The organism is Pseudomonas sp. CFBP13509, assembly GCF_005233485.1.
Taxonomy (GTDB): domain Bacteria; phylum Pseudomonadota; class Gammaproteobacteria; order Pseudomonadales; family Pseudomonadaceae; genus Aquipseudomonas; species Aquipseudomonas marginalis.
In genome coordinates, this window is the sequence record NZ_QGAA01000026.1 from 1 (window position 1) to 26,299 (window position 26,299).

Genomic DNA, 26,299 nt, shown 5'->3' on the forward strand with positions numbered 1-26,299 from the left:
CGCTGGCGCCGTTGATCAGCGGGTGCATCCAGCCTTCGTGGGAGCCGTCGAAGGCGAACGACATGAAGTGCAGTTCGCAATCGGCCGGCGATGTCTCATAACGCTCGCCGGTAGCGATGATGTGCGCCACCAACGGGCCGTGGGACACCGCCACGCCCTTGGGCAGGCCGGTGGAGCCGGAGGTGTAGATCACGTAGGCAAGGTTGTCGCCGTGCAGTTTTATCTCCGGCGCGGTGTCGCTGTAGTCGGCCCACGCCTCGGTGCGATCGATGGCCAGGCTGTCCAGGCCCTCGGGAATCGGCAGTTGCGGCAACGCACTGGTGTGGGTCAGCAGCAACTTCGCGCGGCTGTCCTGCATCATGTACAGCAGGCGATCACGTGGGTATTCGATATCCAGCGGCACATACACGCCGCCGGCTTTCATCACCGCGAGGAACGCCACCAGGCTCTCGGCACTGCGCGGCATGGCAATTGCCACGCGCACTTCGGGGCCGATGCCACGGGCGATCAAGGCATGGGCCAGGCGGTTGGCCTGGCGGTCCAGCTCGCCATAACTCAGGGTTTGCGCATCGAACTTGACCGCCACCGCAGCGGGGTTTTCGGCGGCGCGGTCGGCAACCATTTCGTGTACCAGACGCTCGGCCGAGAAGCCGGCGTCAGTCTGGTTCCACAGCTGCAGGATGTGCCGTTGCTCATCCTGGCCCAGCAGGTTGAGTTGGCTGATGGATTGCTGTTGGTCGGCAACCATCGCCTGCAACAGGTTTTGCCAGTGGCCGGCCATGCGCTCAATAGTGGCTGGGGCAAACAGATCGGTGGCGTAGCTCAGGGAGGCACGCAGGGTCGCCTGGCTTTCCTCCACGTCCAGTGCCAGGTCGAACTGGGCCACGCCTTCATCCCAGCTCAGCACCTCGACGTCCAGTTCGGTGAGGCGCTGCAGGTGATTGGCTGCCGAGGTCACGCGATGGTTGAACATCACCTGGAACAGTGGGCTCAGGCTCATGCTGCGCTCGGGCTGCAGCGCTTCGACCAACTGCTCGAACGGCAGGTCCTGGTGGGCCTGGGCTTCGAGGGAACGTTGGCGTACCTGTTGCAGCAGTTGCACAACGCTCATCTGCCCGTGGATATCGGCCTTGAGCACCTGGGTATTGACGAAGAAACCGATCAGCCCCTCGGTTTCCAGGCGATTGCGGTTGGCAATCGGCACCCCGACACGCACGTCTTCCTGACCGCTGTAGCGGTGCAGCAACGCCTGGTAGGACGCCAGCAGCACCATCGGCAAAGTCACTCCGGCGCTCTGCGCCAGGCGACGCAAACCGGCCAGCAGCTGCGGTTGCAACTCGATGCCCAGGCGAGCGCCGCGATGGCTTTGCACGGCCGGGCGCAGGTAGTCGAAAGGCAATTCCAGCACAGGCTGCACACCGCCCAACTGCTCACGCCAGTAGGCCAGTTGACGGGCCTTCTCTCCCGCCTCCATCCATTGGCGCTGCCACACGGCATAGTCGGCGTACTGGATCGGCAAGGCCGGCAGGGCTGGCGTCTGCCCGTGGCTGAAGGCGGCGTACAGTTGCACCAGCTCCTCGACCATCAGTTGCATCGACCAGCCATCGGAGACGATATGGTGCTGCACCAGCACCAGCACATGTTCGTCCTCGGCCAGGCGCAGCAACCGGGCCCGCAGCAACGGCCCGCGCAGCAGGTCGAATGGCTGCGCAACGACGTCAGCCACCCGTGCCTTGAGGCTGGCTTCATCGGTGTCGACCAAATCGATTTCAATCAGGCCCGAGTCTTCAATCACTTGGACCGTACCGGCGGCGTCCTGGCGCAAATGGGTGCGCAGGCTTTCATGGCGTGCCAGCAAGGTGTCGAAGCTGCGTTGCAGCGCCGCCAGGTCCAACGGGCCTGTCAAACGCAGGGCGCTGGGGATGTGGTACGCGGCGCTTTCGGGGTCGAGTTGCCAGAGGAACCATTGGCGTTCCTGGGCATACGACAGCAGCAACGGCTGGCTGCGATCGGCCTTGAGCAGCGCCGGCGCGACCACGCCCTCCTCACCCAGGGCCACCACGAAGTCACCCAGCAATGGGTGTTCGAACAGGGTCTTGAGCGCCACTTCCAGCGCCAGTGCCTGGCGCACCCGCGATACCACCCGCGTAGCCAGCAGCGAATGCCCGCCCAGCTCGAAGAAATGGTCGTCAAGGCCGACCTGGGGCACGCCCAGCACCTCGGCCCAGATCGCCGCGACCTGTTGTTCGCGCGGGGTGACGGCGGCCACATGGCTTTTCAGCAACAGGCGGGTATCGACCTTGGGCAAGGCCTTACGGTCGAGCTTGCCGTTGGGGGTCAAGGGCAGGCCGTCGAGGAACATCACGTGCGCCGGCACCATGTAGTCCGGCAGGCGCTCACGCAAGGCCGCTGTGTAGGCTTGCGCCGGCTGTGCCGCAGACGTCACCAGGTAGGCGATCAAGCGGTCGTTGTCGGCCAGCACCACGGCTTCGCGAACGCCTTCATGCTCGCGCAGGCAGGCTTCGATTTCGCCCAGTTCGATACGGAAACCGCGCACCTTGACCTGATGGTCGACCCGGCCGATGTACTCCACCACGCCGTCGGCACGGTAGCGTGCCAGGTCGCCGGTGCGGTACAGGCGCTCGCCCGGCGCGCCGTACGGGTTGGGCACGAAACGCTCGGCGGTGAGGGCTGGCCGCGCGTGGTAGCCGCGTGCCAGGCCGACGCCGCCGATCAGCAGTTCACCGGCCGCACCCACCGGGCATGGACTGAGCCCGGCATTGAGGATGAACAACGCGGTGTTGGCGATCGGGCGCCCGACCAAAGGTTGCGCCTCCAGCAGGCGATGGGCCGCCGACCAAATGGTGGTTTCGGTGGGACCATAGAGGTTCCATACCGGGCCTTGCAGGTCGAGCATGCGCTGGGCCAGATCGGCCGGCAGCGCTTCGCCGCCGCACAGGCACTTGATACCGCGCAGCACATCGGCACGTGGGCTTTCCAGCAGCATACGCCAGGTGGACGGCGTGGCTTGCAGTACGCTGGCGGATTGGGCGGTGACCAGGTCGATTATCGCCTCCGGGTCCAGCGCCAGTTCCTGACCGCTCAGCAGCACCGTGGCGCCGACTGTCAGCGGCACGTACAGCTCCAGGGCAAAGATGTCGAACGAGAACGTCGTCAGCGACAGCACCCGCGCCTGCGCGCCGATGTCCAGGGTGCCGGCCATGCCGCAGGTAAAGCTGCACAGCGCCTGGTGCGGCACCATCACGCCCTTGGGCTTGCCGGTGGAGCCGGAGGTGTAGATCACATAGGCCAGGTGTTGCGGCGTGACGCTGACCTGCGGATTGTGTTCGTCACCGCCGGCGTCCTCGACCAAAAGCACCTGCAGGCCTTGCGGTTGCACCAGGCGCCCAATCAGCGGCGACTGAGTCAGCAGCACCTGGGCGCGGCTGTCTTCGAGCATGAAGGCCAGGCGCTCCGCCGGGAATTGCGGGTCCAGCGGCACATAGGCGCCACCGGCCTTGAGGGTCGCAAGCAGGCCGACCACCATGTGCAGGGAACGCTCCACATGCACCGCAACCCGCACGTCCGGGCCAACGCCCGCCGCGATCAGGCGATGGGCCAGGCGGTTGGCGCGGCGGTTGAGTTCGCTGTAGCTCACGGCCTCGCCATTAAATTGCAGCGCGATGGCGTGCGGCTGTGTCAGGGCTTGTGCTTCGAACAACTGGTGGACACAGCGCTCGCGTGGGTAGTCGACGGTCGTGTGGTTCCAGTCTTCGACCATCTGCTGCCATTGCGATGGGCTGAGCATCGCCAGTTCGTCCAGGGCCTGGGAGGCATCGTTGACCACTGCGCGCAGCAGGTTCTGCCAGTGCACGGCCAGGCGCTCCAGGGTGGCGGCGTCGAACAGGTCGGTGGCGTAGGTCAGGGATGCCCAAAGGCCGTCGACGGACTCCTCGGTTTCCAGGTTGAGGTCGAACTGGGTCGTGTGACCGGTCCAATCCACCGGCTGCAGAGCCAGGCCAGGCAGTTGCACCGGGCCGGCGCGCAGGTTGTCCTGGTGATTGAACATCACCTGGAACAACGGGTTATGGCTGAGGCTGCGTTCCGGTTGCAGCGCTTCTACCAGTTGTTCGAACGGCAAGTCCTGATGGGCCTGGGCTTCCAGGGCACGTTGCTTGACCTGGGCCAGTAACTGGTCAAAGGCCATCTGCCCGTGCAGGTCGGCCTTGAGCACCTGGGTGTTGACGAAGAAGCCAACCAGACGCTCGGTTTCCAGGCGATTGCGGTTGGCGATCGGCACCCCGACGCGGATCTCGGCCTGGCCGCTGTAGCGGTGCAGCAACGTCTGGAACGACGCCAGCAGGAGCATGAACAAAGTCACGTCCTGGCGCTGGGCGAGTGCCTTGAGCTCGGCCACCAGGGCGTTATCCAGGTGTACACGCCGACGCGCACCGCGCTGGCTTTGCACCGCCGGGCGCGGGTGGTCCAGGGGCAGTTCCAGCACCGCGTGTTCGGTGCCCAGGCGCGCACGCCAGTAATCGAGTTGGCGTTGTTTCTCCCCGGCCGCCATCCAATCGCGCTGCCATACGGCATAGTCGGCGTACTGGATCGGTAAGGCCGGCAACGGCGCCTGGCCTTGATACAGCGCCAGCAGTTCGTCGACCATCACTTGCATCGACCAGCCGTCGGAGATGATGTGGTGCTGGGTGATCACCAGCACATGGTGCGCGGCCGTGATCTCCAGCAGCATGACGCGCATCAGCGGACCGTTGAGCAGGTCGAACGGGCGTTGGATCTCTTGCGCGACCGCCTGCTCGATGGCCGAGTCTTGCACCTGCTGGCGTTGGATCACCATCGCCAGGTTGGGCTGGATGACCTGCCAGGTGTGCTCAGCCTCTTCCACGAAGGTGGTACGCAGCGGTTCATGACGCTGCACCAAGGCCTGGAACGCGTGCTCCAGTGCCGGGATATCCAGCTCACCGCGCAGGTGCAATGCGGTCGGTACGTGGTAGGCGGCACTGCAGGGATCCAGTTGCCAAAGGAACCATTGGCGTTCCTGGGCGAAGGACAGTGCCAACGGACGGTCGCGCCCCAGCGCCACCATCGGGCTGGCAGTGCCGGCCTGCACCCCTGCGCAGGCCGCCGCGAACGCTTCCAGCGTCGGCTGCTCGAACAACGCTCGCAACGGCACGTCCAGCTTGAGGTCGTGACGCACGCGGGAGATCACCTGAGTGGCCAGCAACGAATGGCCACCGCGTTCGAAGAAATGGTCATCGAGCCCCACCTGCTCGACGTGCAACACCGTTTGCCAGATCGCCGCCAATTGCATGTGCAGCGGGCTTTGCGGCGCGCGGTAGACGTGTCGCGCCTGGCTCAGGTCCGGCAGCGGCAGTGCGCGGCGGTCAAGCTTGCCGTTGTTGTTCAACGGCAGGGCATCGAGCACCAGCCAATGCCCCGGCACCATGTAATCCGGCAAGGACTGGCGCAAGACCGCCGCCAGCGCCTGGGTATCCAGTGGTTGGCCGTGGGCCGCGACCACGTACGCGACCAACTGCGTACCGGTGGCACTCGGCTGCGCAACGACGGCAGCTTCGCGCACCCACGGCAGGGCTTGCAGGCTGGCCTCGATTTCGCCCATTTCGATACGGAACCCGCGGATCTTCACCTGATGGTCGATACGCCCCACGTACTCCAAGGCGCCCGCCTCGTTGTAACGGGCCAGGTCGCCACTGCGGTAGAGTCGCGCACCGGGAACCGTCGAAAACGGATCCGGCAGGAAGCGCTCGGCGGTCAACGCCGGGCGGTCGAAGTAACGCTGGGCCAGGCCGAACTCGGCACCGATGCACAGCTCGCCGACGCCATCGGTGGCCAACAGCTCGAAACCGCTGTCGAGTACATACAGCGAGCGACCATCGCTCGCCCGGCCAATCGGCACACCGAACGCATCACTGGCATCCGCCAGTTGGCACTCATGCACGCTGGACACCACGGTGGCCTCGGTCGGCCCGTAGGTGTTGACCAGGCGCACGCCGCCCAGGCCGGCCGCGTGCCAGGCGCGCAGCCCTTCCACCGACATGGCCTCGCCGCCCACATGCACCTGGCGCAGGTTACCCAGGGCGCGACCATCGGCCGCGCACTCCTTGGCCAACAGGTACCAGTAGGCCGCCGGCAAGTCAGCCAGGGTCACGCCCTGCTCGACGATTTCCCGTGCCAGTTGCCCGGCATCCCACAGTTCATCGCCACGCATGATCAGCGCGGCGCCCACACACAGCGGCGGGTAGCACTGTTCGACAAAGCCGTCGAAACTGAAGGTCGCGAACTGCAGCACGCGGTCCTCTGCACACAGTTGGCTGTAGACCTCGGCGCTGTCGCAGAATTGGCCGAGGGCCGCATGGTCGATGGCCACGCCCTTGGGTTGGCCGGTGGAGCCCGAGGTGTAGATTACGTACGCCAGATCGGCAGCGGCAGCCTGGGTGAGTGGGTTGCTGGCAGGGTAGCCGGCCAGCTCGGTACCGGAGACGGTGAAGTCCAGACGGGCCAGCCCTTGCGGCAGCGGCAGGTCGGCCAGCAACCCGGCTTCGCTGAGCAACAGGTCCAGGCGGCTGTCCGCCAGCATGTAGGCCAGGCGGTCGGCGGGATAGTTCGGGTCCAGGGGCACATAGGCCGCGCCGCTTTTGAGCACGGCCAGCAGGCTGACGATCAGTTGCGGGCCGCGCCGCGACGCCAGGCCCACGCGCTGGCCCGGGCCCGCGCCCAGTTCCAGCAGGCGATGGGAGAGCCGGTTGGCATGGGCATTGAGCTGGGCATAGCTCAAGCGCGCTTCGCCAGCCTGTACCGCCAGCGCGTCCGGTGTGGCAGCAGCCTGGGCCGCAATGCGTTCGTGCACGCGCAGTTGGCGTTGGGCAGCGCCCGGCGACTGGCTCAGTGCAAGCACGTCGCGTTGTGCGGTGGAGTCAAGCAATTGCAGGTTGCCAAGGGGCGCCTGGGCATCCGCGAGCAACTGCACCAGCAGGTGGTGCAGGTTGGCGCTCAAGCGTGCGACCTGTTCAGCGCTGAACCGCGCCCGGTCGTAACTGAACTCCAGGCGCAGGCTGGCCCCCAACTCAATGCCCAAGGTCAAAGGGTAATGGGTGCGTTCATGGTTGTGAATATGGCCAAACGCCAGGCCTGCGGGTGCGCCCTGCTTCAGGGCCTCGGCCACAGGGAAGTTTTCGAACACCAGCAAAGTGTCGAACAATGCGCCCTGCTGACCAGCCCAGCCTTGTATGTCGTACAGCGGCACATGCTCGTGGTCACGCAGGCTGAGATTCAGGGTTTGCAACTCGTTGAGCCATTGGGCGGCCGGTTGGGCTGGCGAAGGCGTAGTGACGATAGGCAGCGTGTTGATGAATAGGCCCAGTTGCTGCTCGATCCCCGGCAGCGGTGCCGAACGCCCGGCGACGGTCGCGCCAAAGGCCACGCAATCCTGACCGGTGTAGCGCTGCAGCAACAGGCTCCACGCTCCTTGCAGCACGGTATTGAGAGTGATTTTCTGGCGACGGGCGAACTCGCCGAGGGCCTGTGTGAACTCGCCCTCAAGGATCAATTGATGCTCAGCCGTGCCCAGGCCATCGACCGGCGCGCGCAGCGCTTGCGCGAGCAAGGTGGGTGTTTGCAACGGCGCCAGGGCGGCTTTCCAGAACGTCTCACCCGACGCTTGCTGTTGCAGCCAGCCCAGGTAATCGCGGAACTGCCCCAGCGGCGCGGGCAAGGCCTGGCCGGCATAGTGGGCGATGACTTCACCCAGCAACTGGGCGTTACTCCAACCGTCCATGAGGATGTGGTGACTGGTGAAGATCAGATGCCAGGCGTTACCGGCGCCCCGCACCAGCATCAGGCGAAACAGCGGCGCGGCATTAAGCGCGAAGCCCTTCTCGCGTTCAGCCTCGGCAAGCGCATCGAAGTCGGCATCGATGTCTTCGATCACGTGCAACTGCACGTCGACCTGACGCTGGATGACTTGATGGGCACTGTCCAGGCCCAGCCAGTGGAAGCTGCTGCGCAGAATGTCATGGCGGTCCAGTGCCGCCTGCCAGGCGCGGCCGAACGCCAGCAGGTCGAGGCCGTCGATATCCACGCGCAACTGGTTGATGTACGCCTGGGCTTCTGGCGCGTAGAGGGTATGGAACAACATGCCCTGCTGCATCGGCGACAGCGGATAAAGGTCGGCAATCGCCGGCCCCGCCACGGGCAACGCGTCCAGTTGCTGTTGGGTCAAGCGCGCCAGTGGGAAGTCCGAAGGGGTAACCTGCCCTGCCGGGGTGGCTCGGCAATGCTCGATCAAGGCCTTGAGCTCTGCCGCGTAGTCATCCGCCAACTGCTGCACCGTCGACGCCTCGAACATCTCGCGGCTGAACCCCCATTGCAGCGCCAGCTCACCGCCGTACACCTGCCCTTCCACGGTCAACCAGTTGGCCAGCGGTGCCTCGGCATCCTGGGCCTGGCCGCTGCCCTGGGTAGACGGTACAAACAACACGGACTCGTTGAACTGGCGGTCGAACTGGCCCAGGTAGTTGAAGGTAATGCGTGGCGCGGCCAGGTTCGCCAGGGCTTCGCGGGCCGCAGGCGGGCCGAGGTAGCGCAGCAGACCGTAGCCGATGCCTTTGGCGGGCACGGCACGCAGTTGCTCCTTGACCGCCTTGATCGCAGCCGACAGCTCGCCGCAGGCTTGCAGGCGTACCGGGAACAGGCTGGTGAACCAGCCCACGGTGCGGGTCAGGTCGACACCGTCGAACAGGTCTTCGCGGCCATGGCCTTCCAGCTGGATCAGTGCGGCGTTCTGGCCGCTCCAACGGCTGACCACCCGCGCCAGGGCCGTCAGCAGCAGGTCATTGACCTGGGTGCGGTAGGCCGCTGGCGCGTCCTGGAGCAGTTGACGGGTGTGCTCGGCGTCAAGGCGGATTTCGAGCTTGCTGCCCAAGCGGTTTTGCAGGCCGCCCTGGGGGTTGTCGCACGGCAAGTCCGCGTCGGCCGACTGCGCCTGCCAGTACGGCAGTTGGTCGTCCAGCGCGCGGGCATGGGCTTGCAACTGTTCGGCCCACAGCTGGTAGGCGCTGGTCTTGGTCGGCAACGCTGCCTGGCGGTAGGCCTGTTGCAGGTCTTCCAGGACGATGCGCCAGGAGACGCCATCGACCGCCAGGTGATGGATCACCAGCAGAAGGCGCTGGCTGCCATCGGCCATGCTCACTAACGCGGCACGCAGCAGCGGGCCTTGCGTCAGGTCGAGGCTACGCTGGGCCTCATCGCACAGCGCCGCCAGTTCATCGTCGCTGCCGGCGTGGGTCTGCCACAGGCCCGGCGCGGTGACCGGCGCGGCGTAGGCTTGCTGCCAGGTGTCGGCCTGTTGCACAAAGCGCAGGCGCAAGGCGTCGTGATGGTTGATCACCTGGGTCAGGGCGGCTTCCAGGCGTGCCGGTTCCAAGCGCTCGCGCGGGGTCAACAACAACGATTGGTTCCAGTGGTGACGCGCGGGGATCGCCTGGGCGAAAAAGCCTTGCTGCACCGGGGTCAGGATCACCTCGCCGCTGGCAGGGCCTTGGTCGATCACGGTGGAGTGCTCGAAGCCGGCCACCAACGCCAGGCTGCGCACGCTCTGGTACTGGAACAGGTCGCGCGGGCTGAGGCGAATCCCCGCCTGGCGCGCGCGGCTGACCACCTGGATGGAGATGATCGAATCGCCGCCCAGTTCGAAAAAGTTGTCGTCCAGGCCCACCTGCTCGACGCCGAGCACATCGCTCCAGATCGCCGCCAGGGCTTTTTGCAGGTCGTCTTGCGGCGCGATATAGGCCTGTTGCGGCGTTGCATCCGGTAACGGCAGGGCCTTGCGGTCGAGCTTGCCGTTGGCGGTCACCGGCAGCTTGGCCAGGGGCACCATATGGGTCGGCACCATGTATTCCGGCAGGCTACCGAGCAGCCAGGCCTTGAGGTCGGTGGGCGCCTCGCCCTCCAGCACCAGGTAGGCCACCAGTTGTTTGCCGCCGTGCACCAGCACCACCGCCTCACGCACCGCTGGGTGTTGCATCAGGCGTGTCTCGATTTCACCCAATTCGATGCGCAAGCCGCGCAGCTTGACCTGGTGGTCGAGACGGCCAAGGTAGTCGATCACACCGTCATCACGCTGGCGCACCCGGTCGCCAGTACGGTACAGGCGCGCGCCGTCACCGAAGGGGCTGGGCACAAAACGTTCGGCGGTCAGTGCCGGACGGCGGTGGTAGCTGCGCGCCAGGCCGGTGCCGCCGAGGTACAACTCGCCGGCCACGCCGGCAGGCACCGGGTTGAGCTGCGCGTCGAGCACGTAGGTGCCGAGGTTGGCGATCGGGCGGCCGATGGGCACGGCGTCACGGCCTTCGTCGATGCAGGTCCAGTGGGTCACATCGATGGCCGCTTCCGTCGGGCCATAGAGGTTGAACAAACCAGCCTGGGGCAGCTTGGCGAACACCTGCAGTTGCGCGTCCAGGGGCAAGGCTTCGCCGCTGCACACAATACGCTTGAGGCTGGCGCAGCGCGGCACGCCCGGCTCATGGATAAACGCCTGGAGCATGGACGGCACGAAGTGCAAGGTGGTGATCCCGTGCTCGCCGATGGTCTCGATCAGGCGCGCCGGCTCGCGGTGTTCCCCAGGGGCGGCGACCACCAGGCGGGCGCCGGTCATCAACGGCCAGAAGAACTCCCACACCGACACATCAAAGCTGAACGGGGTTTTCTGCAGCACCGCGTCACTGGCATCCAGGCCGTAGGCCTGCTGCATCCAGCACAGGCGGTTGACCAGTGCGCGATGGCTGTTGCCGGCGCCCTTGGGCTTGCCGGTGGAACCGGAGGTGTAGATCACATAGGCCAGGTTCAGCGCGTGGATGTCGACGGCGGGCGCTGCGACGCTGTAAGCGTCGAGCCAGCCGGGCGCCTGGTCGAGGCGCATCACCCGAATGCCTTCGACAGGCAGCAGTGGCAGCAGGCTGTGCTGGCTGAGCAGCAGCTGGATGCCGCTGTCTTCGATCATGTAGGCCAGGCGTTCCTGGGGATATTCGGGATCGAGGGGGACGTAGGCGCCGCCGGCCTTGAGCACAGCCAGCAGGCCGATGACCATCTCGATGGAACGCCCAACGCAGATACCCACCAGCGCATCAGGACCGACCCCGTGGTCGCGCAAGGCATGGGCCAGTTGGTTGGCACGGGCGTCGAGTTGCGCATAGGTCAGCATGGTCGCGCCGAACACCAGCGCCGGCGCATCCGGGGTGCGCTGTACCTGGTCTTCGATCAGGTGATGAATGCCCCGCTCGCTCGGATACGTTTGCGCGGTCTGGTTCCAGGCGTGCACCAGCCTCTGTTGCTCATCGACGGCCAGCATCGGCAACTCGCCGATGCGCTGTTCGCCATCGGCCACCATGGCCTGCAACAGGCTGATCCAGTGGCGCGCCATCCGCGCGATGGATGGCGCGTCGAACAGGTCATTGGCGTAGGTCAGCGCGGCGTGCAAGGTGCCGGATTTTTCATAGGTGTCGAGGGTCAGGTCGAACTGGGTGGTGCGGCCTTGCCACTCCACCAGGGCCAGCTCCAGGCCGGAGGCGGTGCTGACCGAGGCGATGTCGGCCACCACCGGCTGATGGTTGTACATCACCTGGAACAGCGGCGTATGGCTCAGGCTGCGCTCGACCTTCAGGGCTTCCACCAGGCGCTCGAAGGGCAATTCCTGGTGCGCCTGGGCGCCAAGGGCGTGCTCCTTGATACCTTGCAGCAACTCGGCGACGCGGGTTTGCCCGCTCAGCTCAGTACGCAGGACTTGCGTGTTGACGAAGAAGCCGATCAACCCCTCGACTTCCGTACGGTTGCGGTTGGCGATCGGCACGCCGACGCGGATATCGCCCTGGCCGGTGTAGCGATGCAGCAACACATTGAAGGCGCCGAGCAGCAGCATGAACAGGGTGACGTTGTGCTGTTGCGCGTAGGTGCGCAACTGCGCGGCCAGCGCCGGGTCAATCGCGAAGTTGTGGCGGGTGCCCTGATAGCTGGGCATGGCTGGGCGCGGGTGGTCCGTTGGCAGTTCCAGCACCGGATGCTCATCACCCAGCCGCGCCTGCCAGTATTCCAATTGACGGGCCTGTTCCCCCGCTTCCAGCCAGCGGCGCTGCCACAAGGCGTAGTCGCTGTACTGGATCGGCAGCGCCGGCAATTGCGGCGCTTCGTTGCGCTCGTGGGCGTCGTAAAAACGGATGAACTCGTCGATCAGCACGTTCATCGACCAGCCATCGGAAACGATATGGTGCAGGGTCAGCAGCAGCACGTGCTCCTGGGCATCGAGCTTGAGCAGTTGCACGCGCAGCAGCGGGCCGTGTTCCAGGTCGAACGGCAGCAACGATTGGCGGCTGGCCGCGTCGTTGACGGCGTGTTCGCGTTCGGCCGCGGCCAACGCCGTCAGGTCCAGTTGCTCAATGGCCAGCGACGGCTGTACGGCCACCTGCATCAGGCGCTCATCGGCCTGGCGCTGGAACACCGTACGCAGGGTTTCGTGCCGGGCCACCAGACTGGCGAACGCCTGCTCCATGGCGCCAAGGTTCAGCGCACCCTTGAGGCGCACGGCGCCCGGCAGGTTGTAGGCGCCGCTGTTCGGGTCCAGTTGCCAGAGAAACCACATGCGCTGTTGCGCGTAGGACAGCGCCTGGCGGTCCTCTGCCTCCACGCCGGCCGGAATCGGAAACCGCGAAAAATCCACCCCTTCTTTCTGCAATGCCTGCAGGAACAGCTGGCGTTTTTCCAGGGGCAACCCGATAAACCGGCGAGCAAGTTTCAAGGAGTCTTCAGCATTCATTTGTTGGAGTCCGGAGCAATAGGCAGGAAGCACAAAGGCACGTCGTCCCTATAAAACGAACCGGAGAGGGAAAAATTAGCGGGGGATGGGAGGCGCAGAGCGAGCTGTCATCAAGGGTTACATCAATCCCGGGAACGACACACGAACCCCAGCTAGCATTGACGGACACCATCTTTTGCAACTACATTTAGTTACACGCAGGGAACGCCGTGTCCAAAAATGAAAAGCTGCTCGCCAAACTGCTCAACGAGCACATGGCATTTACCTGGCCCGAGCTCGTCACGCTGCTGCGTCGTCTTGGCTACACACAGATTGAGGGGGCTGGAAGCCGCGTCAAGTTCGACATTGGCGATCCGAGTGCAATGATCACCTTGCACAAGCCCCATCCCGGCAACGAACTGAAACACTACATTCGACGCCAGATCATCGAACAATTGAAATCAGGAGAACTGATTCAGTGAATAACCAACTGAAACACAATGGCTACGTCGGCTCTATCGAAGCCAGCCTCGAAGACAACTGCCTGTTCGGCAAGATCCTGTTCATCAAGGCACTGGTGAGCTACGAAGGCAAAACCGTCGCCGAACTGGACGCTGCATTTCGCGAAGCTGTGGACGACTACCTCACTACCTGCCAGGCCCTTGGGCAAACACCGGAGAAGCCGTGCAAAGGCTCTTTTAACGTGCGGGTCGGCCACGATCTTCATCTTGCCGCCGCCCTTGAAGCGACACGTAAAAAGGTGACCCTGAACGACCTGACGCGCCAGGCGCTGAACGAATTCCTGCAACATCACCGAGGGGATTCCTGCCCCGTGACTGGCTGACGTTTGATTGTGGGTTGTGATGCTCAACCCAACCGCCGATACCCCAACACCGCTGACCCCATCACCACCGCCCCCGCCGCCAACGCCACCCAGAACCCGCTGGCGGCGCCAAAATGGTCGATCATCCAGCCGGAGCTGGCGGCACCGATGGCCACGCCGATGCTCAGGCCGGTGATCAGCCAGGTCATGCCCTCGGTCAGGCGGCTCGCGGGCACGCTCTTTTCCACGAGGGCCATGGAAACGATCAGGGTGGGGGCGAAGAACAGTCCGGAAATGAAGATGGCCACCGCCAGACCCGGAATGTTGCTGACCATCAGCAACGGCAAGGTGGTCAACGCCGTGGCCGCGCCGCAGAACAGGAACTGCCGGGGCAGCGGCGCCTTGAGTTTTAGGGTGCCAAAGGCCAACCCCGCCAGGCACGAGCCGATGGCGTACACCGAAAGCACGATGCTTGCCGCCGCCGGTTGGCCCTGGTGCTGGGCAAAGGCCACGCTGACCACATCCACCACACCCACGATCACCCCCATGGCCAGCAGCAGGATCATCAGGATCAGCACCGACGGTGAGGCGATCAGCCAGCCCTGATGGTGAGCGTGGTGCTCATGCACCGGGGGTTCGGTCGCGCGTTGCAGCACAAACGTGGTAACCCCAACCGCCAGCAGCAACGCGGCCACCAGAGGCCCGGCTTCGGGAAACAGCACCACGCTCAAGCCCACCGAAATCGGTGGGCCGATGATGAAGCACACCTCATCCAGCACCGATTCCAGGGCAAAGGCGGTTTGCAGCCTGGGCTGGCCGCGGTACAGCTCGGTCCAGCGCGCCCGCACCATGGCCGACATATTCGGCATGCATCCCGCCAGGGCAGCAAACAGGAACAGCGTCCAGGTCGGTGCCTGCAACCGCGTGCACAGCAACAGCATCAACAGCGCCCCGCCGCCGATCAAGGCAGCAACCGGCAGCACCCGGCCTTGGCTGTACCGGTCCACCAACCGTGACACCTGCGGCGCGCAAAACGCAGTGGCCAGGGCGAACACCGCCGCCACCGAACCGGCCAGGCCATAACCGCCGTGCACCAGGGAAAGCATGGTGATCAAGCCAATACCTGCCATGGACACCGGCATGCGTGCCAGCATGCCGGCCAATACGAAGGCCCGCGAGCCGGGAACCTGGAACAACTCGGCGTAAGGGTTTGCCATCCTGCTCAACCTCTTCCTGATGCCCTGGAACTTGCTATCCGCAGTGATCAAGGCAAAATACATACGGTGCGTATGTGGCGAATCATGCGTAACATACGCAGCGTATGTCAATCTTTCACTTGCCCATTGTGAGTCCTGCCCATGAGCCGAGCCCGTGCCGAAATGATCGAAGACACCCGCGCCCGACTGCTCGCCAGCGCACGGCAGGCCTTCGCCACCCAAGGCTATGCCAATACATCGATGGACGATTTCACCGCCCACGTCGGCCTGACACGCGGCGCGCTGTACCACCACTTTGGCGACAAGAAGGGGCTGCTGGCCGCCGTGGTTGCTCAACTCGATCGTGAGATGGACGCATGTTTGCAGCGTATCTCAGACGAAGCCCAAGACCCATGGAGCGGTTTTTGCGAACGCTGCCGCGCTTATTTGCGCATGGCCCAGGACGGCGAAATCCAACGCGTTGTGCTGCAGGATGCGCCGGCTGTATTGGGCGATACCGGCTCCCAGCAACACTGTGTCGAGTCGTTGCGCCAACTGCTGGAAGCCCTGATGCAGGCGGGCATCGTCCCTGGCGCACCGAGCCTGGCGCTGGCGCAGTTGATCAATGGCAGCCTGGTCAACACCGCCCTGTGGATCGCCCGGTCAGAACATCCGGATGAGCGTCTGGAGCAAGGTTTGCAGGGCCTGGAACTCCTGCTGCGCGGCCTGAAACTCACACCAACCGCTTGATCTGCTTATGCCGCCACACCAGCCGGTAGTACGCGGCCTGCAACCCCAGCATCGCCAGGTACGTTACCGGGAACGCCATCCAGACGCCTTCCAGGCCGAAGTGCGCATTCAACAGGTACGCCATCGGTAGCTCGACACACAGCACGCAGAAGATCGAGATCGCCACCGGCATCAGCACCACGCCGCTGGCGCGCATGATCCCGCCGATCACGGCCTGGAAGCCGAACACGAGGATGCTCCACAACATGATGTGCAGCAGGTGCTCGGCATTCACGCGTGCGGCGTCATCGGTGATGAACAACCCGAGCAACCAGTGCGACAACAGATAGCCCAGCACGATCAGGCCACCGGTCAGGCACGTATTGATCAACAGCCCGGTACGCAGGATCGGCCCGATACGCTCCAGCCGCCCGGCCCCAATCGCCTGGGCCCCGAGGATCGAAGCAGTGATGGCAATCGACAGGGCCGGAAACTGCACGTAGTTGACGATCTGCGTCACCGCCCCATAGGCCGCCGTGGCCTGGGACCCATGGCCATTGACCAAGGCAAGGATGACCAACTCCGACAGCGACAACACCACCATCTGCAAGCCTGTAGGCAAGCCGATGCGCAGGACTTTGCCGAGGATGACGCGGTCCAGGCGCAAGGCCGCGAGCAGTTCGCGGTCCGGCGCCATCACATGGTTTTTATGGCGCAGGCGCAGGATCAGAAACAGCATCGCCGAGGCATTCCCCACCAGGCCTGCGTACACCGCGCTCTGGATCCCCAGGGGCGGCAGGCCAATCCAGCCGCGAATCAGCGCCGGGGTCAACAGCAGGCCGACCAGGGTCGAGACCATCAGCGCCAGCAGCGGCGAGATCGTGTCGCTGACCCCGCGCAACAGCTGGGTATAGAGGATAAATACCAGCAACAGCGGCATGATCAGCATCATCATCTGGGCATAGCCCACGGCATCGTCGAGCACATCCGCAGGCGTACCCAATGCCTGCAACGCCGGGCGCGCAAACAGGCTGCCCAGCACCGCTGCGATCAGGCCCACCAGCGCGCCGAGGGTCAGGGTGGCACCGGTAATCGCCTTGACCATCCCGGTTTCCTGGGCGCCCCAGGCCTGGCCAATCAGCACCGAAGCGCCGGCCCCCAGGCCGATCACCAGGGCAATGAAGAAGAACACGATGGGGAACATCCCCGACACCGCCGCCAGCGCCTGGGTGCCGAGCATCTGCCCGACATAAATACCGTTGAGGGTGCCGGAAAAGCTTTGCAGGAAATTGGACAGCACCATCGGTGCCAGAAAGATCAGGTAGACCTGCCACAGCGGGCGTTGCAAAGGGCTTTGCATGAAAAACGGGGCCTCGGAAAACTAAAGCGTCCGAGGGTTATACCGTAATTGGATCCTATCTTCCTGTGCTTTGCATGATGGATGGGGCGCCAACACTCGCTGGTTCCGATGCCCACATTGGATCTTCAGCGTCACCCCGACTCAGGTCGCCACTCAAAAACGGCTCGGCGTGCCGATGGAATATGCACAGTCCAAGGAAGGCGCGGTGCTGCTCAACGTGGCCGCACGCAATGACCTGCCGGAACGGGCGCAGAAACTCAACGCCTTGTTTCTGGCCGCCGAGGCTCAGGCACCGGCATTGGAAGAAGGCGACCAGATTCCGTCGAGCCCGACTACGCCGACCACCGACAAGACCCGAGCACGGGTGGACGCGATGCACAGTTACTTGCAGACGGCGAGTTGATCATTCCCACGCTACGTGGGAACGATCATGGGGCGATGGGTAACGCACGTTTGTGGGCGGTCTTTAGGTAGGCGCGTTCCACGATGTCCCTCACCCGCTCACTCACCGGCTCACCCATCAGGTACGCATCGATCTCCTCGTACGTGCAGCCATAGGCCTGTTCATCCAGCTTGCCCGGCGCCAGCTCTTCGAGGTCGGCCGTGGGCTGCTTGTGCACCAGGTTCGCCGGGGCGCCGAGGGCACCGGCCAGCAGGCGCACCTGGGTCTTGGTCAGGCCCGACAGCGGGGCCAGGTCGCAGGCGCCGTCGCCGAATTTGGTGAAGAAGCCCATCAATGCTTCGGCGCCATGGTCGGTGCCGACCACCAGACCGTTGTGCAGGTTGGCCACGGCGTACTGGGCGATCATGCGGGTGCGGGCCTTGACGTTGCCCTTGATGAAATCCACCTGGGCGGCGCTGGCTTCGGTGGCGCTGAGGCTGGCCATCAGGCCGTCGACGCTGGCGGCGATGTTCAGGGTGTCGATGTGGTCCGGGGTGATGAAATCCAGCGAGGCCTGGGCATCGCTCTCATCGGCCTGGGTCTTGTAGGGCAGGCGCATGGCGATAAAGCGCGCGGCGTAGTCCTCGGCCCGCAGTTGCTCCACCGCCAGTTGGCACAGGCGCCCAGCGGTGAGGGAGTCGACGCCACCGCTGATGCCCAGTACCAGGGCCTTGCAGCCTGAATGGCGCAAGGTGGTCTTGATGAAGTCAAGGCGCCGTTGGATTTCCTGGGCTTCACCGCCCTTCACCAATGTGCGATCGATGTTGAGTTCCTGCGCGATACGTTCCTGCATGTCACACCTCCACGTTGCCGACATTGAATACCTTCGCTGCGTACTGCAAAAACGAGGGGTCTTCGCAGACGTTCTTCACCGGGTCATCGGAGAACTTCACCACCGGTTCGCCGTGTACGCGCACCAGCTTCATGACGATGCTCAGCGGCTCAACGCCGTCCACATCACAGGCCAGGCTGGTGCCCATGCCGAAACCGAACCTGGCCTTGCCACGGATGTGCCGCAGGATCGGCAGGCACTTTTCGAAGTTCAGGCCGTCGGAGAACATCAGGTCCTTGGTCATCGGGTCGATACCCAGCTGTTTGTAGCGGGCCAGCACCTTGTCGGCCCAGGCGATGGGATCACCGGAGTCCTGGCGCAGGCCGTCATAGAGCTTGGCGAAGTACAGGTCGAAATCCTTGAGGAAAAAATCGGTGCTGATGGTGTCGGTCAAGGCAATGCCCAGGCGGCCGCGGTATTCACGCACCCAGTTTTCCAGGCCGGCGTTCTGGCTTTCGCGCAACCGCCCCAGTTGCTGATGCACCATCATCCACTGGTGAGCCATGGTGCCGATCAGCGGCAGGTCGAATTCGTAAGCCAGGTGCGCATTGCTGGTGCCGACGAACTGGCCGGGGAAGTCGCGGCGCATGATGTCCACCACTTCGCGCTGGGCCTTGAACGACAGGCGCCGGCGCGTGGAGAAATCGGAGACGCGCAGGTCGGCCAACTCCTCGCGGCTGAGGTTTTTCTCCAGCCAGTCGAACTTCTGGTAGAGCTTGCGGGTGACGTCTTCCAGGGTCACGTCGGGGTATTTGGCGCGGTTGCGCAGCTCGCTGACCAGCGCCAGTACCGGTTGTTCGAACATGATGCAGTGCAGCATCGGCCCGACCACACGGATGTTCAGTTGGCCGTCGACTTCGCTGACGTGGATATAGCGCAGGTTGAAGCGGAACAGGCCGAGGAAGCGTTCGTAGTCGGGGGTCAGGTATTCGCGAAAGCGTGGGTTGAACAGAAAGCGCAATTCGCCCTCGCGCATCTGCAGGCCGGCCATGTTCTCAAGCTCGGCGCGCAACTCGGGGATCAGGTGACCGAGCTTTTCCTTGGCGCGCACGATGAAGTTGTATTCCACATCGACATTCGGGTGCTGGTGCAACACCGCCTGCATCATGGTGAAGGTGTAGTAGTCGGTGTCGAGCAAGCCCTGGATCACCGGGGCTTCGTAGTCGTAGGCACTTTCCATGGTGTATCTCCTTAACGCGTGGCCATCGCGGCCAGTTCTTCGCGGGTGCTGCTGATGACGGCACCGGCCTTGAGCAACTCATTGACGGCCTGTACACCGCCCTCCTCACTGATCCCCCGGCACGCCGGCAGGTGCAGGACCACCTCCAGGCCGGCCTTGAGCAGTTGCAAGGCGGTGGTCTTGACGCAGTAGTCCAGGGCCAGGCCGCCGACGATCACGCGAGTGACGCCCTGGGCCTTGAGGTACTCGATCACGCCAGTGGAGAGTTTGTCGTGCAGGTCGTGATAGCAGGCGCCATAGGGGTGCAGGTCGGGTTCGACGCCTTTCCAGATGAAGTAGTCGTAGTCATAGGGCGTGGGCAGCTCGTCGAGCAAGGTAAAGCCTTCGGTGCCCGGCACGCAGTGGCTGACCCAGGTCACATCGGCGTGTACCAGGCCGGTGGGCTGGAGCATCTCGCTGTGCTGGGCGACCACCCAGGGTGCATGCGGAGTGTGGGCGTCCTTGCTGCCGACGCGGTGGCCGGCGAGGCTGGCCATGTAGTTGAGTTCGGCACCGATCCGGTCACCGCCGGCCACCGGCAACTCGTTGGGGCACAGCGGCGTGAAGCTCTTCTGGGCATCGACGTCGAATGAAGCAATGGCAGTTTTCGCAAGGGTCATGGCGGTTCTCCTGTGGCCTGGAAACAAAAGTACACGTCATGTACTTTCATTGCAAGAAACATTTATTTATCTATCCTGACGCAGGTACATGACATATCTGTTCGATCCGTTAGACTGTGCCCCACCGCTGTTCAGAAGGACGTCACATGCCCCTTAGCCCCTACCTCCATACCGTCGACCTGTGCGTGCTGTGCTACTGCCGCGCCGCCGGGGAACTCCAGTTGTTGCTGAACAAGCGCGAAGCCGAGCCCTTCGCCGGGCATTGGGCGTTGCCGGGGGTGGTGGTGAATGGCGGCGTGCAAGATCTGAGCCTCCAGGATGCGGTGGAACGCTTGCGCGCCAGCAGCAAGGTCGGCCTGGAGCTGGCCTGGAGCGAGCAAGTGGGCACGGTGGGTGATGCGTTTCGCGACCCGCGTTGCTGGTCGTCGTCAACGTACTACCTGGCGATCGTCGCGGATGAGGTGGCGCCGAGTGAGCATCAAGGCTGGTTCCCGCTGCAGGCGGTGGCCGATGGCAGCATCAAGTTGCCGTTCGATCACAACAGCATCGTCGCGGCCGTGCAGGAACGCCTGTTTTCCAAGTCGCTGTACAGCAGCTTGCCGCTGATGTTCCTGGGCAATGAGTTCAGCGCGCCGGAGGCGACCACGATCTTTTCCCTGGTGCTGGAGCGGCCGGTGCTCAAGACCAGTATTCGCCAGCGCTTGTTGAAGCTGACGGAAGCGGGATATTTGCGCGAGACGGGGCGCAAGAAGCAGGGTGAAGGCGGCAGGCCCCAGGCGACGGTGGAGAACCTGAAGCCTGGGGCGGTTTACTTCTTTGATCGCAGTTTTGCCGACTAGGCGCCCTTTTCAAGGACGATGACGTTCAAATGTGGGAGGGGGCCCGCCTATCTTGCTGATTCCTGGCTGGCCGCAGAGCTGGTATGCAGGGCGCTATGTAATGCCCCAACTGGTGGACGCTGCTTATCGAGTCATTGCGGTCGATCCTCGTGGTATGGGGAAAGTGATGCACCCATACGCACGGAGCTCATTCCACGTAACGGAGCCACAAATGCGTCCGGCCGGAGATCGCCTGTGCGACTGCACAAATGCGTGTCTGTAGGTCTTCATCGCTGGTGTTGTAGAGCGCACAGAAGTCTTTGGCTACGACGTTAGCAAGGGATGTATCAGGCGGTTCAGCACGAATGAAGCCGATGTAAGAAGCACCTACGCCCATCAACTCATAGCCATGTGCTTCTGAAAAGTGACGCGCAACCGCAAAGTTTTTCGCAGGATCCAGGTCGGACGTGAAATAGCCATTCGGGAAAGCCGCGAGTGCCTGGCAAGACTGCTGAACGGGCACCAGGAGCGCTGAAAGAGGCTGCTCTAGAAGAGAGACAGGGTCGTTCTGGTAAGCGATCCACTCTTGCAGGGCCTGCTCATCGAGTGTCAAACCATGAGCGCAAGCATCTTCGAAAGATGTGACTGCAGCCAAGTTCATGAAATTGCGATAGCAGATTGCAAACTCCGCTTTCGTAGTCGGATAGCCTATGTATTCACCATTCTCGAAGCACTCTGGAGGTAAGCCCGCTATGTCCTGCTCCGATGCATCGTCCATCCCTAAATTGTTGCGCGCATGCCCCGAGGTGTAGCGGGCTTGGTGCAGATCATCGAGCGAGAACAGAGGTTTAAAGCCTGGGTGCGCCACAGCAATCTTACGACGAGCTTCGGTCAGATCGTCAACGCTGGTAATTGCGCTCACGCCGTACTCATCGCATGTACCTACAGACGGATTATCACGCATACCATTACCGCGAAATTCGATATCCATAAACCGTGGCCTCCTCCAGGCTGTTACTGAATTGAGTGAGTAATCCTAAGCGTTCCAGGATCATCATATGAAGATCTGCCTCCAAGCGACAACAGGACTTGGTTTGACTCCCCTGCCATCACAGAGCAGCACGCTACGCTAACGTTGACGTTCGTACTCCAAGGTCATGTTGATGTGCAAAACTGGCTTACCATGCAATTTCTAATCGACTCAGGGAAGAAAGCGCAGCGTTGGCACTGGCTTGCAACGCAGATCCACCCAATAAATTGTGGAGGTAACAGGATGGACAGAAAGCAGACTGCAGAGGTCAATCAGGACATTGAAGCGTCAATTTGGCGAACTGCTAATTGGCTGAATAAACCGAGCCTTTGCCAAGTCTTTACTGACGGCACCTTGGAGATGGTTACCGACGCCCAAACCGACTTCTGGCGTGAAACGCACTACGGATTCATACGCGACAGCGGACATTTCTTAGGGTTTTCAACCTCAGGAAGCTTTACTGCTCAGGTCAGAGTTAACGCCGATTTTCGCGAGCTCTATGATCAAGCCGGAATTATGGTCAGGCTCAATGAGGAGACTTGGCTCAAGGCGGGGATAGAATATAACGATGGAATGCCAATGATCAGCAGCGTGCTGACCCAAGGCCGGTCGGATTGGGCGCCTAGCTGCTTCACCGGTAACCCAAATGATTTCTGGCTTCGTTTAACCATTTCCGATGGAGCACTACGCTTGCAGTACTCAACGGACGGCGTGACTTGGCCATTGCTCAGGCTTGCACCCTTTCCAGAGGCGGAAAGCTATACGGTTGGCCCTATGTGCTGCACACCGGAACGGCAAGGGTTGAGGGTAAAGTTTTCTGAATGGTCTTTGAGTCAGCCCATCGGGCGAGACCTGCATGATTTGAGCTAGCCAGTATGTCGAGCAGGCAATCAAGCAGATGACTTTTTGATCCATCGGGGACTCTCGATTCCATGACATGGCCAGTTACCTCCTGGCCATGATTCATACATGTAAAGGTGTCTGCGGTCTGTACCGGGGCAAGCCCCCTCCCACAGTTTTGATTGGGGAATGACTTCAGCTCATCCAGTTGCCGCCGTCGACGTTGTAGGTCTGGGCCACCACATAATCAGCCTCCTTCGACGCCAGGAAAATCGCCATCCCGGTCAAATCCTCGGCCGTCCCCATCCGCCCGAACGGCACCTCCGCCCCCACCCGCCGCTTCTTCTCGCCAGGCGCCAGGCCTTCATGCCTGGCGAACAACGCATCCACCCCGTCCCAATGCTCTCCATCCACCACGCCCGGGGCAATGGCGTTGACGTTGATGCCCTGCTTGATCAGGTTGAGCCCCGCCGATTGCGTCAGGCTGATCACTGCCGCCTTGGTCGCGCAGTAGATCGCCACCAACGGCTCGCCACGCCGCCCGGCCTGGCTGGCCATGTTGATGATCTTGCCGCCGTGACCCTGGCAGACCATCTGCCGGGCGGCGGCTTGCAGGGTGAACAGCGTGCCGGCGACATTGATCGAGAACAGCCGATCAAAGCTGTCGCGGGTGATATCGACGATGGGCGCCAGGTCGAACAGCGCCGCGTTGTTGACCAGGATGTCGAGCTTGCCGACCTGGGCGACCACGGCGGCAATCGCGCTGTCGATGGAGGCCTGGTCGGTGACGTCCATCGCCACCGCGTAGGCCTGCGGGCCAAGTTCGGCGGCGGTGGCCTGGGCCCGCTGCAGGTTGATGTCGGCGATGGCGACGGTCGCGCCTTCATGGAGATAGGCCTGGGCAAACGCGCGGCCAATCCCGCGCGCCGAGCCGGTGATCAGCGCGCTCTTACCTTCGAGTCGTTTCATAAGGCAGGGTGTCCTTTGAACATTATTTGGGATAGCCGGCGCGTTTCATTTCGCGCTCGGTGGTGGACTGCGCCTGGAGCAACGCCTGCTCGACCGACATGCCGCCCGTCAACGCCGCCGAGAACAGCTTGCCGACGGACGTGCCGATGGCCTGGAACTCGGGGATGGTCACGTACTGGATGCCCACGTACGGCACGGGTTTGGCCGACGGGTGCGCGGGGTCGGCATGCCGCATCATCTCCAGGGTCACCTGGGCAAACGGTGCGGCCTGGAGGTACGACGCGTTATAGGTGGACTGGCGGGTGCCAGGCGGTACGTTGGTGATGCCTTCTTTATCGGCGACCAACTGGATGTAGTCCTTGGACGTGGCCCAGGCGATAAAGGCCTTGGCGGCGTCCTTGTGCGTGGACGTGGCCGGGATGGCCAGCGACCAGGCGTACAGCCAGGAGGAGCCTTTGTCGGTGACTTCGGTGGGGGCCGCGGCGAAGCCTACGCTGTCGGCGACCTTGCTCTGGCTCTTGTCGGTGGTGAAGGAGCCGGCGACGCTGGCATCGACCCAGATCGCGCACTTGCCGCTGTTGAACAACGCCAGGGTTTCGTTGAAGCCGTTGCTGGACACGCCGGGCGGGCCGTATTGCTTGAGGGTGTTGACGTAGAAGTTGGCGGCGGCGGTCCATTCGGGACTGGTCAACTCAGGCTTCCACTGCTCATCGAACCAACGCGCACCGAAGGCGTTGGCCATGGTGCTCAGCAACGCGATGTTCTCGCCCCAACCGGCCTTGCCGCGCAGGCACATGCCGTATTGGCCGTTGTTCTTGTCGGTGAGCTTGGCGGCGAATTCACCGAGCTGCGTCCAGGTCGGGTGCGCCGGCATGCTCAGGCCGGCCTGCTTGAACAGGTCGGTGCGGTAGTAGGTGACGGTGCTTTCCCCGTAGAACGGCAAGGCATACAGGGTGCCGTTGACCGACAGGCCCTGGCGCACCGAGGGGAAGATATCGTCGGCGTCGTAATCGGCCGGCAATTGGGTCAGTGGTTCCAGCCAGCGCTTGGCGCCCCACAGCGGGGTTTCGTAGGTGCCGATGGTGAGCACATCGAACTGGCCGCCCTGGGTGGCGATATCGGTGGTGAGGCGCTGGCGCAGCACGTTTTCTTCCAGCACCACCCAGTTGAGCTGGATGTCCGGGTGCTGCTGCTCGAACACCTTGGAGAGGCGTTGCATGCGGATCATGTCGCTGTTATTGACAGTAGCGATGGTCACGGTGTCGGCTGCCTGGCTGGGCAAAGCCAAGGCCAGGCCGGAAAGCAGGAACAACGCTTGCGGAATCTTGGACATAGCGGTTTCCACCTGTTGTTTTTGTTGTTGAGGGCCGATTACAGCAGCTTGGGCCTAGCCCTCACAAACGCATGGCGCATGCGCGGCTGATACTTTTTTAACCGCTGGCTCAGGATCAAAAAAGTATCAGTGCCGGGCGAAACCGGGGGTAGCGCAGGTAGTGCCACCCGCGTATTTTGAGGCGACTGCACCCATAGAAGAGGCATCACCATGCCCGTCAGTCGCGCCAAGCTGTTCGAACACCGCCCCGCCGAGCTTGAGGTGATCCTGCCCGAGCCGCAGCACTGCTTTCGCTGGTTCGAGCACGACTACCCTTACGATCTGGCGCGCTGGAACCACCACCCCGAATTCGAAATCCACCTGATTCGCCAGGGCAGCGGCAAGTTGGTGGCGGGCGACTATATCGGTGCGTTCAGTGCCGGGCATGTGGCGCTGATCGGCCCGGACCTGCCCCACGACTGGATCGGCGAACTGGCGCCCGGCGAACACCTGGCCGGCCGTGACGTGGTGCTGCAATTCGACGGCGCCGCCCTCCTCGCCCTGCGCGACACCCTGCCGGAACTCGGCGACTTGCACGCGCTGTTCGAACAGGCCCGGCGCGGCCTGGAATTCAGCGGCGACACCGCCGTGCAGGCCGCACGCTTGATGGAGGCCATCGGCAACGCCCACGGCCTGCAACGGCTGACCCTGTTCCTGCAACTGCTCGACAGCCTGAAAAACGCTCCGGCGCAGCAGGTAAAGGCCCTGGCCAGCCCCTGTTACGCCCCGACCCTGGACGCACGCAGCGCCGAGCGCATCAACAAGGCCTTCGACTACCTGATGCGCGAACTCACCGGCGACGTGCGCCTCTCGGTCATCGCCCAACAGTTGGACATGAGCGAACCGGGCTTCTCACGTTTCTTCAAGCGCAACACGGGCCATGGGTTTATCGACCTGATGCGCAAATTCCGCGTGCAACGCGCCTGTCGGTTATTGCTGCAAAGCGAGATGTCGGTGGCGGATATTTGTTTTGAAGTGGGCTACGCCAACCTGTCCAACTTCAACCGGCACTTTCGGATCGAGATGCACCAGACGCCCAGTGAATATCGCCGCGAACCGCCGATACACCTGTTCAACCCCATCGAGAAAATGACACCCAGTCATTTCTGATCAAAAGGTCGAGTAATTCGGCTTTTTTCCATGACATTCAATCCATTAAGCAAAGTTGGTACAGCCTGTGCAACCGTTTGCGGTACGAACTTGACCGCCAAGTTCACCACGACCCGATG

16 protein-coding genes and 1 pseudogene are annotated in these 26,299 nt (G+C 63.0%); 8 read left to right on the forward strand and 9 right to left on the reverse strand.

Annotated elements, in window-relative coordinates; genetic code table 11:
* Positions 1-12,841 (reverse strand): non-ribosomal peptide synthase/polyketide synthase (locus PspCFBP13509_RS28495; protein ID WP_137213010.1); only part of this gene is annotated, 12,841 nt, incomplete at its 3' end.
* A gap of 209 nt (positions 12,842-13,050) precedes the next feature.
* Here PspCFBP13509_RS28495 and PspCFBP13509_RS28500 point away from each other — a divergent pair.
* Together PspCFBP13509_RS28500 and PspCFBP13509_RS28505 are read left to right on the forward strand one after the other, a co-directional pair.
* A complete protein-coding gene (locus PspCFBP13509_RS28500) occupies positions 13,051-13,302 on the forward strand; it encodes a type II toxin-antitoxin system HicA family toxin (protein WP_038846635.1) in 252 nt (83 codons plus the stop codon).
* Positions 13,299-13,664, forward strand: a complete 366-nt coding sequence (locus tag PspCFBP13509_RS28505; protein WP_137213011.1) for a type II toxin-antitoxin system HicB family antitoxin — start codon at positions 13,299-13,301, stop codon at positions 13,662-13,664. Before PspCFBP13509_RS28500 ends, PspCFBP13509_RS28505 begins: the two co-directional genes overlap by 4 nt.
* A 23-nt stretch (positions 13,665-13,687) precedes the next feature.
* On the opposite strand, the gene PspCFBP13509_RS28510 is transcribed toward PspCFBP13509_RS28505, so the two are convergent.
* On the reverse strand, positions 13,688-14,860 hold the full coding sequence (locus PspCFBP13509_RS28510; protein WP_065949028.1) for an MFS transporter: 1,173 nt from the start codon (positions 14,858-14,860) through the stop codon (positions 13,688-13,690).
* Between the two features lie 141 nt (positions 14,861-15,001).
* On the opposite strand from PspCFBP13509_RS28510, the gene PspCFBP13509_RS28515 reads away from it, so the two are divergent.
* A complete protein-coding gene (locus PspCFBP13509_RS28515; RefSeq protein WP_065949029.1) occupies positions 15,002-15,589 on the forward strand; it encodes a TetR/AcrR family transcriptional regulator in 588 nt (195 codons plus the stop codon).
* On the opposite strand, the gene PspCFBP13509_RS28520 is transcribed toward PspCFBP13509_RS28515, so the two are convergent.
* Positions 15,573-16,928, reverse strand: coding sequence for an MATE family efflux transporter (locus PspCFBP13509_RS28520; protein ID WP_065924401.1), 1,356 nt, complete (start codon positions 16,926-16,928; stop codon positions 15,573-15,575). The two genes, PspCFBP13509_RS28515 and PspCFBP13509_RS28520, sit on opposite strands and share 17 nt — an antisense overlap.
* Positions 16,929-17,049: 121 nt before the next feature.
* Here PspCFBP13509_RS28520 and PspCFBP13509_RS28525 point away from each other — a divergent pair.
* Positions 17,050-17,325: pseudogene (locus PspCFBP13509_RS28525) on the forward strand (ABC transporter substrate-binding protein); the annotation flags it as partial.
* 31 nt (positions 17,326-17,356) lie between these two features.
* Here the strand turns inward: PspCFBP13509_RS28525 and nadE are convergent.
* The 3 genes from nadE to PspCFBP13509_RS28540 are packed head-to-tail and all read right to left on the reverse strand — an operon-like array spanning position 17,357 to position 20,041.
* Complete coding sequence (gene nadE / locus PspCFBP13509_RS28530) at positions 17,357-18,163, reverse strand: ammonia-dependent NAD(+) synthetase (RefSeq protein ID WP_137213012.1); 807 nt, start codon at positions 18,161-18,163, stop codon at positions 17,357-17,359.
* A gap of 1 nt (position 18,164) precedes the next feature.
* A complete protein-coding gene (gene pncB, locus PspCFBP13509_RS28535; protein WP_065949032.1) occupies positions 18,165-19,382 on the reverse strand; it encodes a nicotinate phosphoribosyltransferase in 1,218 nt (405 codons plus the stop codon).
* 11 nt (positions 19,383-19,393) lie between these two features.
* Positions 19,394-20,041 carry a nicotinamidase gene (locus PspCFBP13509_RS28540; RefSeq protein ID WP_065924397.1) on the reverse strand — a complete coding sequence of 216 codons (648 nt, stop codon included), beginning with the start codon at positions 20,039-20,041 and terminating at the stop codon, positions 19,394-19,396.
* A 146-nt stretch (positions 20,042-20,187) separates the two neighbouring features.
* Here PspCFBP13509_RS28540 and PspCFBP13509_RS28545 point away from each other — a divergent pair, with 146 nt between their 5' ends.
* Both PspCFBP13509_RS28545 and PspCFBP13509_RS28550 read left to right on the forward strand, forming a co-directional pair.
* On the forward strand, positions 20,188-20,880 hold the full coding sequence (locus PspCFBP13509_RS28545) for an NUDIX hydrolase (RefSeq protein WP_065949033.1): 693 nt from the start codon (positions 20,188-20,190) through the stop codon (positions 20,878-20,880).
* A gap of 31 nt (positions 20,881-20,911) precedes the next feature.
* Positions 20,912-21,142: an alpha/beta fold hydrolase gene (locus PspCFBP13509_RS28550; protein ID WP_137213013.1), complete on the forward strand. Its 231-nt coding sequence runs from the start codon at positions 20,912-20,914 to the stop codon at positions 21,140-21,142.
* On the opposite strand, the gene PspCFBP13509_RS28555 is transcribed toward PspCFBP13509_RS28550, so the two are convergent.
* The gene (locus PspCFBP13509_RS28555; protein ID WP_074846311.1) at positions 21,068-21,850 is read right to left on the reverse strand and encodes a DUF4253 domain-containing protein; all 783 of its coding nucleotides are present in this window, start codon (positions 21,848-21,850) and stop codon (positions 21,068-21,070) included. The genes PspCFBP13509_RS28550 and PspCFBP13509_RS28555 overlap by 75 nt on opposite strands.
* A 282-nt stretch (positions 21,851-22,132) precedes the next feature.
* Here PspCFBP13509_RS28555 and PspCFBP13509_RS28560 point away from each other — a divergent pair, with 282 nt between their 5' ends.
* The gene (locus tag PspCFBP13509_RS28560) at positions 22,133-22,759 is read left to right on the forward strand and encodes a DUF1349 domain-containing protein (RefSeq protein ID WP_083381361.1); all 627 of its coding nucleotides are present in this window, start codon (positions 22,133-22,135) and stop codon (positions 22,757-22,759) included.
* A gap of 165 nt (positions 22,760-22,924) precedes the next feature.
* Here the strand turns inward: PspCFBP13509_RS28560 and PspCFBP13509_RS28565 are convergent, their stop codons facing one another.
* Both PspCFBP13509_RS28565 and PspCFBP13509_RS28570 read right to left on the reverse strand, forming a co-directional pair.
* Positions 22,925-23,698, reverse strand: coding sequence for an L-iditol 2-dehydrogenase (locus tag PspCFBP13509_RS28565; RefSeq protein WP_137213014.1), 774 nt, complete (start codon positions 23,696-23,698; stop codon positions 22,925-22,927).
* Between the two features lie 22 nt (positions 23,699-23,720).
* On the reverse strand, positions 23,721-25,031 hold the full coding sequence (locus PspCFBP13509_RS28570; protein ID WP_065924394.1) for an ABC transporter substrate-binding protein: 1,311 nt from the start codon (positions 25,029-25,031) through the stop codon (positions 23,721-23,723).
* A 210-nt stretch (positions 25,032-25,241) separates the two neighbouring features.
* Between PspCFBP13509_RS28570 and PspCFBP13509_RS28575 the strand changes: the two genes are divergently transcribed.
* Positions 25,242-26,180, forward strand: coding sequence for an AraC family transcriptional regulator (locus PspCFBP13509_RS28575; protein ID WP_065924393.1), 939 nt, complete (start codon positions 25,242-25,244; stop codon positions 26,178-26,180).
* Positions 26,181-26,299 lie beyond the last annotated feature (119 nt).

What these genes read in the sequence shown, in the direction of transcription:
- PspCFBP13509_RS28575 (WP_065924393.1), top strand. Translation starts at nt 25,242, where the DNA reads ATGCCCGTCAGTCGCGCCAAGCTGTTCGAACACCGCCCCGCCGAGCTT.
- PspCFBP13509_RS28545 (WP_065949033.1), top strand. Translation starts at nt 20,188, where the DNA reads ATGCCCCTTAGCCCCTACCTCCATACCGTCGACCTGTGCGTGCTGTGC.
- nadE (WP_137213012.1), bottom strand. Translation starts at nt 18,163, where the DNA reads ATGCAGGAACGTATCGCGCAGGAACTCAACATCGATCGCACATTGGTG.
- PspCFBP13509_RS28515 (WP_065949029.1), top strand. Translation starts at nt 15,002, where the DNA reads ATGAGCCGAGCCCGTGCCGAAATGATCGAAGACACCCGCGCCCGACTG.
- PspCFBP13509_RS28540 (WP_065924397.1), bottom strand. Translation starts at nt 20,041, where the DNA reads ATGACCCTTGCGAAAACTGCCATTGCTTCATTCGACGTCGATGCCCAG.
- PspCFBP13509_RS28510 (WP_065949028.1), bottom strand. Translation starts at nt 14,860, where the DNA reads ATGGCAAACCCTTACGCCGAGTTGTTCCAGGTTCCCGGCTCGCGGGCC.
- PspCFBP13509_RS28570 (WP_065924394.1), bottom strand. Translation starts at nt 25,031, where the DNA reads ATGTCCAAGATTCCGCAAGCGTTGTTCCTGCTTTCCGGCCTGGCCTTG.
- pncB (WP_065949032.1), bottom strand. Translation starts at nt 19,382, where the DNA reads ATGGAAAGTGCCTACGACTACGAAGCCCCGGTGATCCAGGGCTTGCTC.
- PspCFBP13509_RS28560 (WP_083381361.1), top strand. Translation starts at nt 22,133, where the DNA reads ATGGACAGAAAGCAGACTGCAGAGGTCAATCAGGACATTGAAGCGTCA.
- PspCFBP13509_RS28555 (WP_074846311.1), bottom strand. Translation starts at nt 21,850, where the DNA reads ATGGATATCGAATTTCGCGGTAATGGTATGCGTGATAATCCGTCTGTA.
- PspCFBP13509_RS28565 (WP_137213014.1), bottom strand. Translation starts at nt 23,698, where the DNA reads ATGAAACGACTCGAAGGTAAGAGCGCGCTGATCACCGGCTCGGCGCGC.
- PspCFBP13509_RS28520 (WP_065924401.1), bottom strand. Translation starts at nt 16,928, where the DNA reads ATGCAAAGCCCTTTGCAACGCCCGCTGTGGCAGGTCTACCTGATCTTT.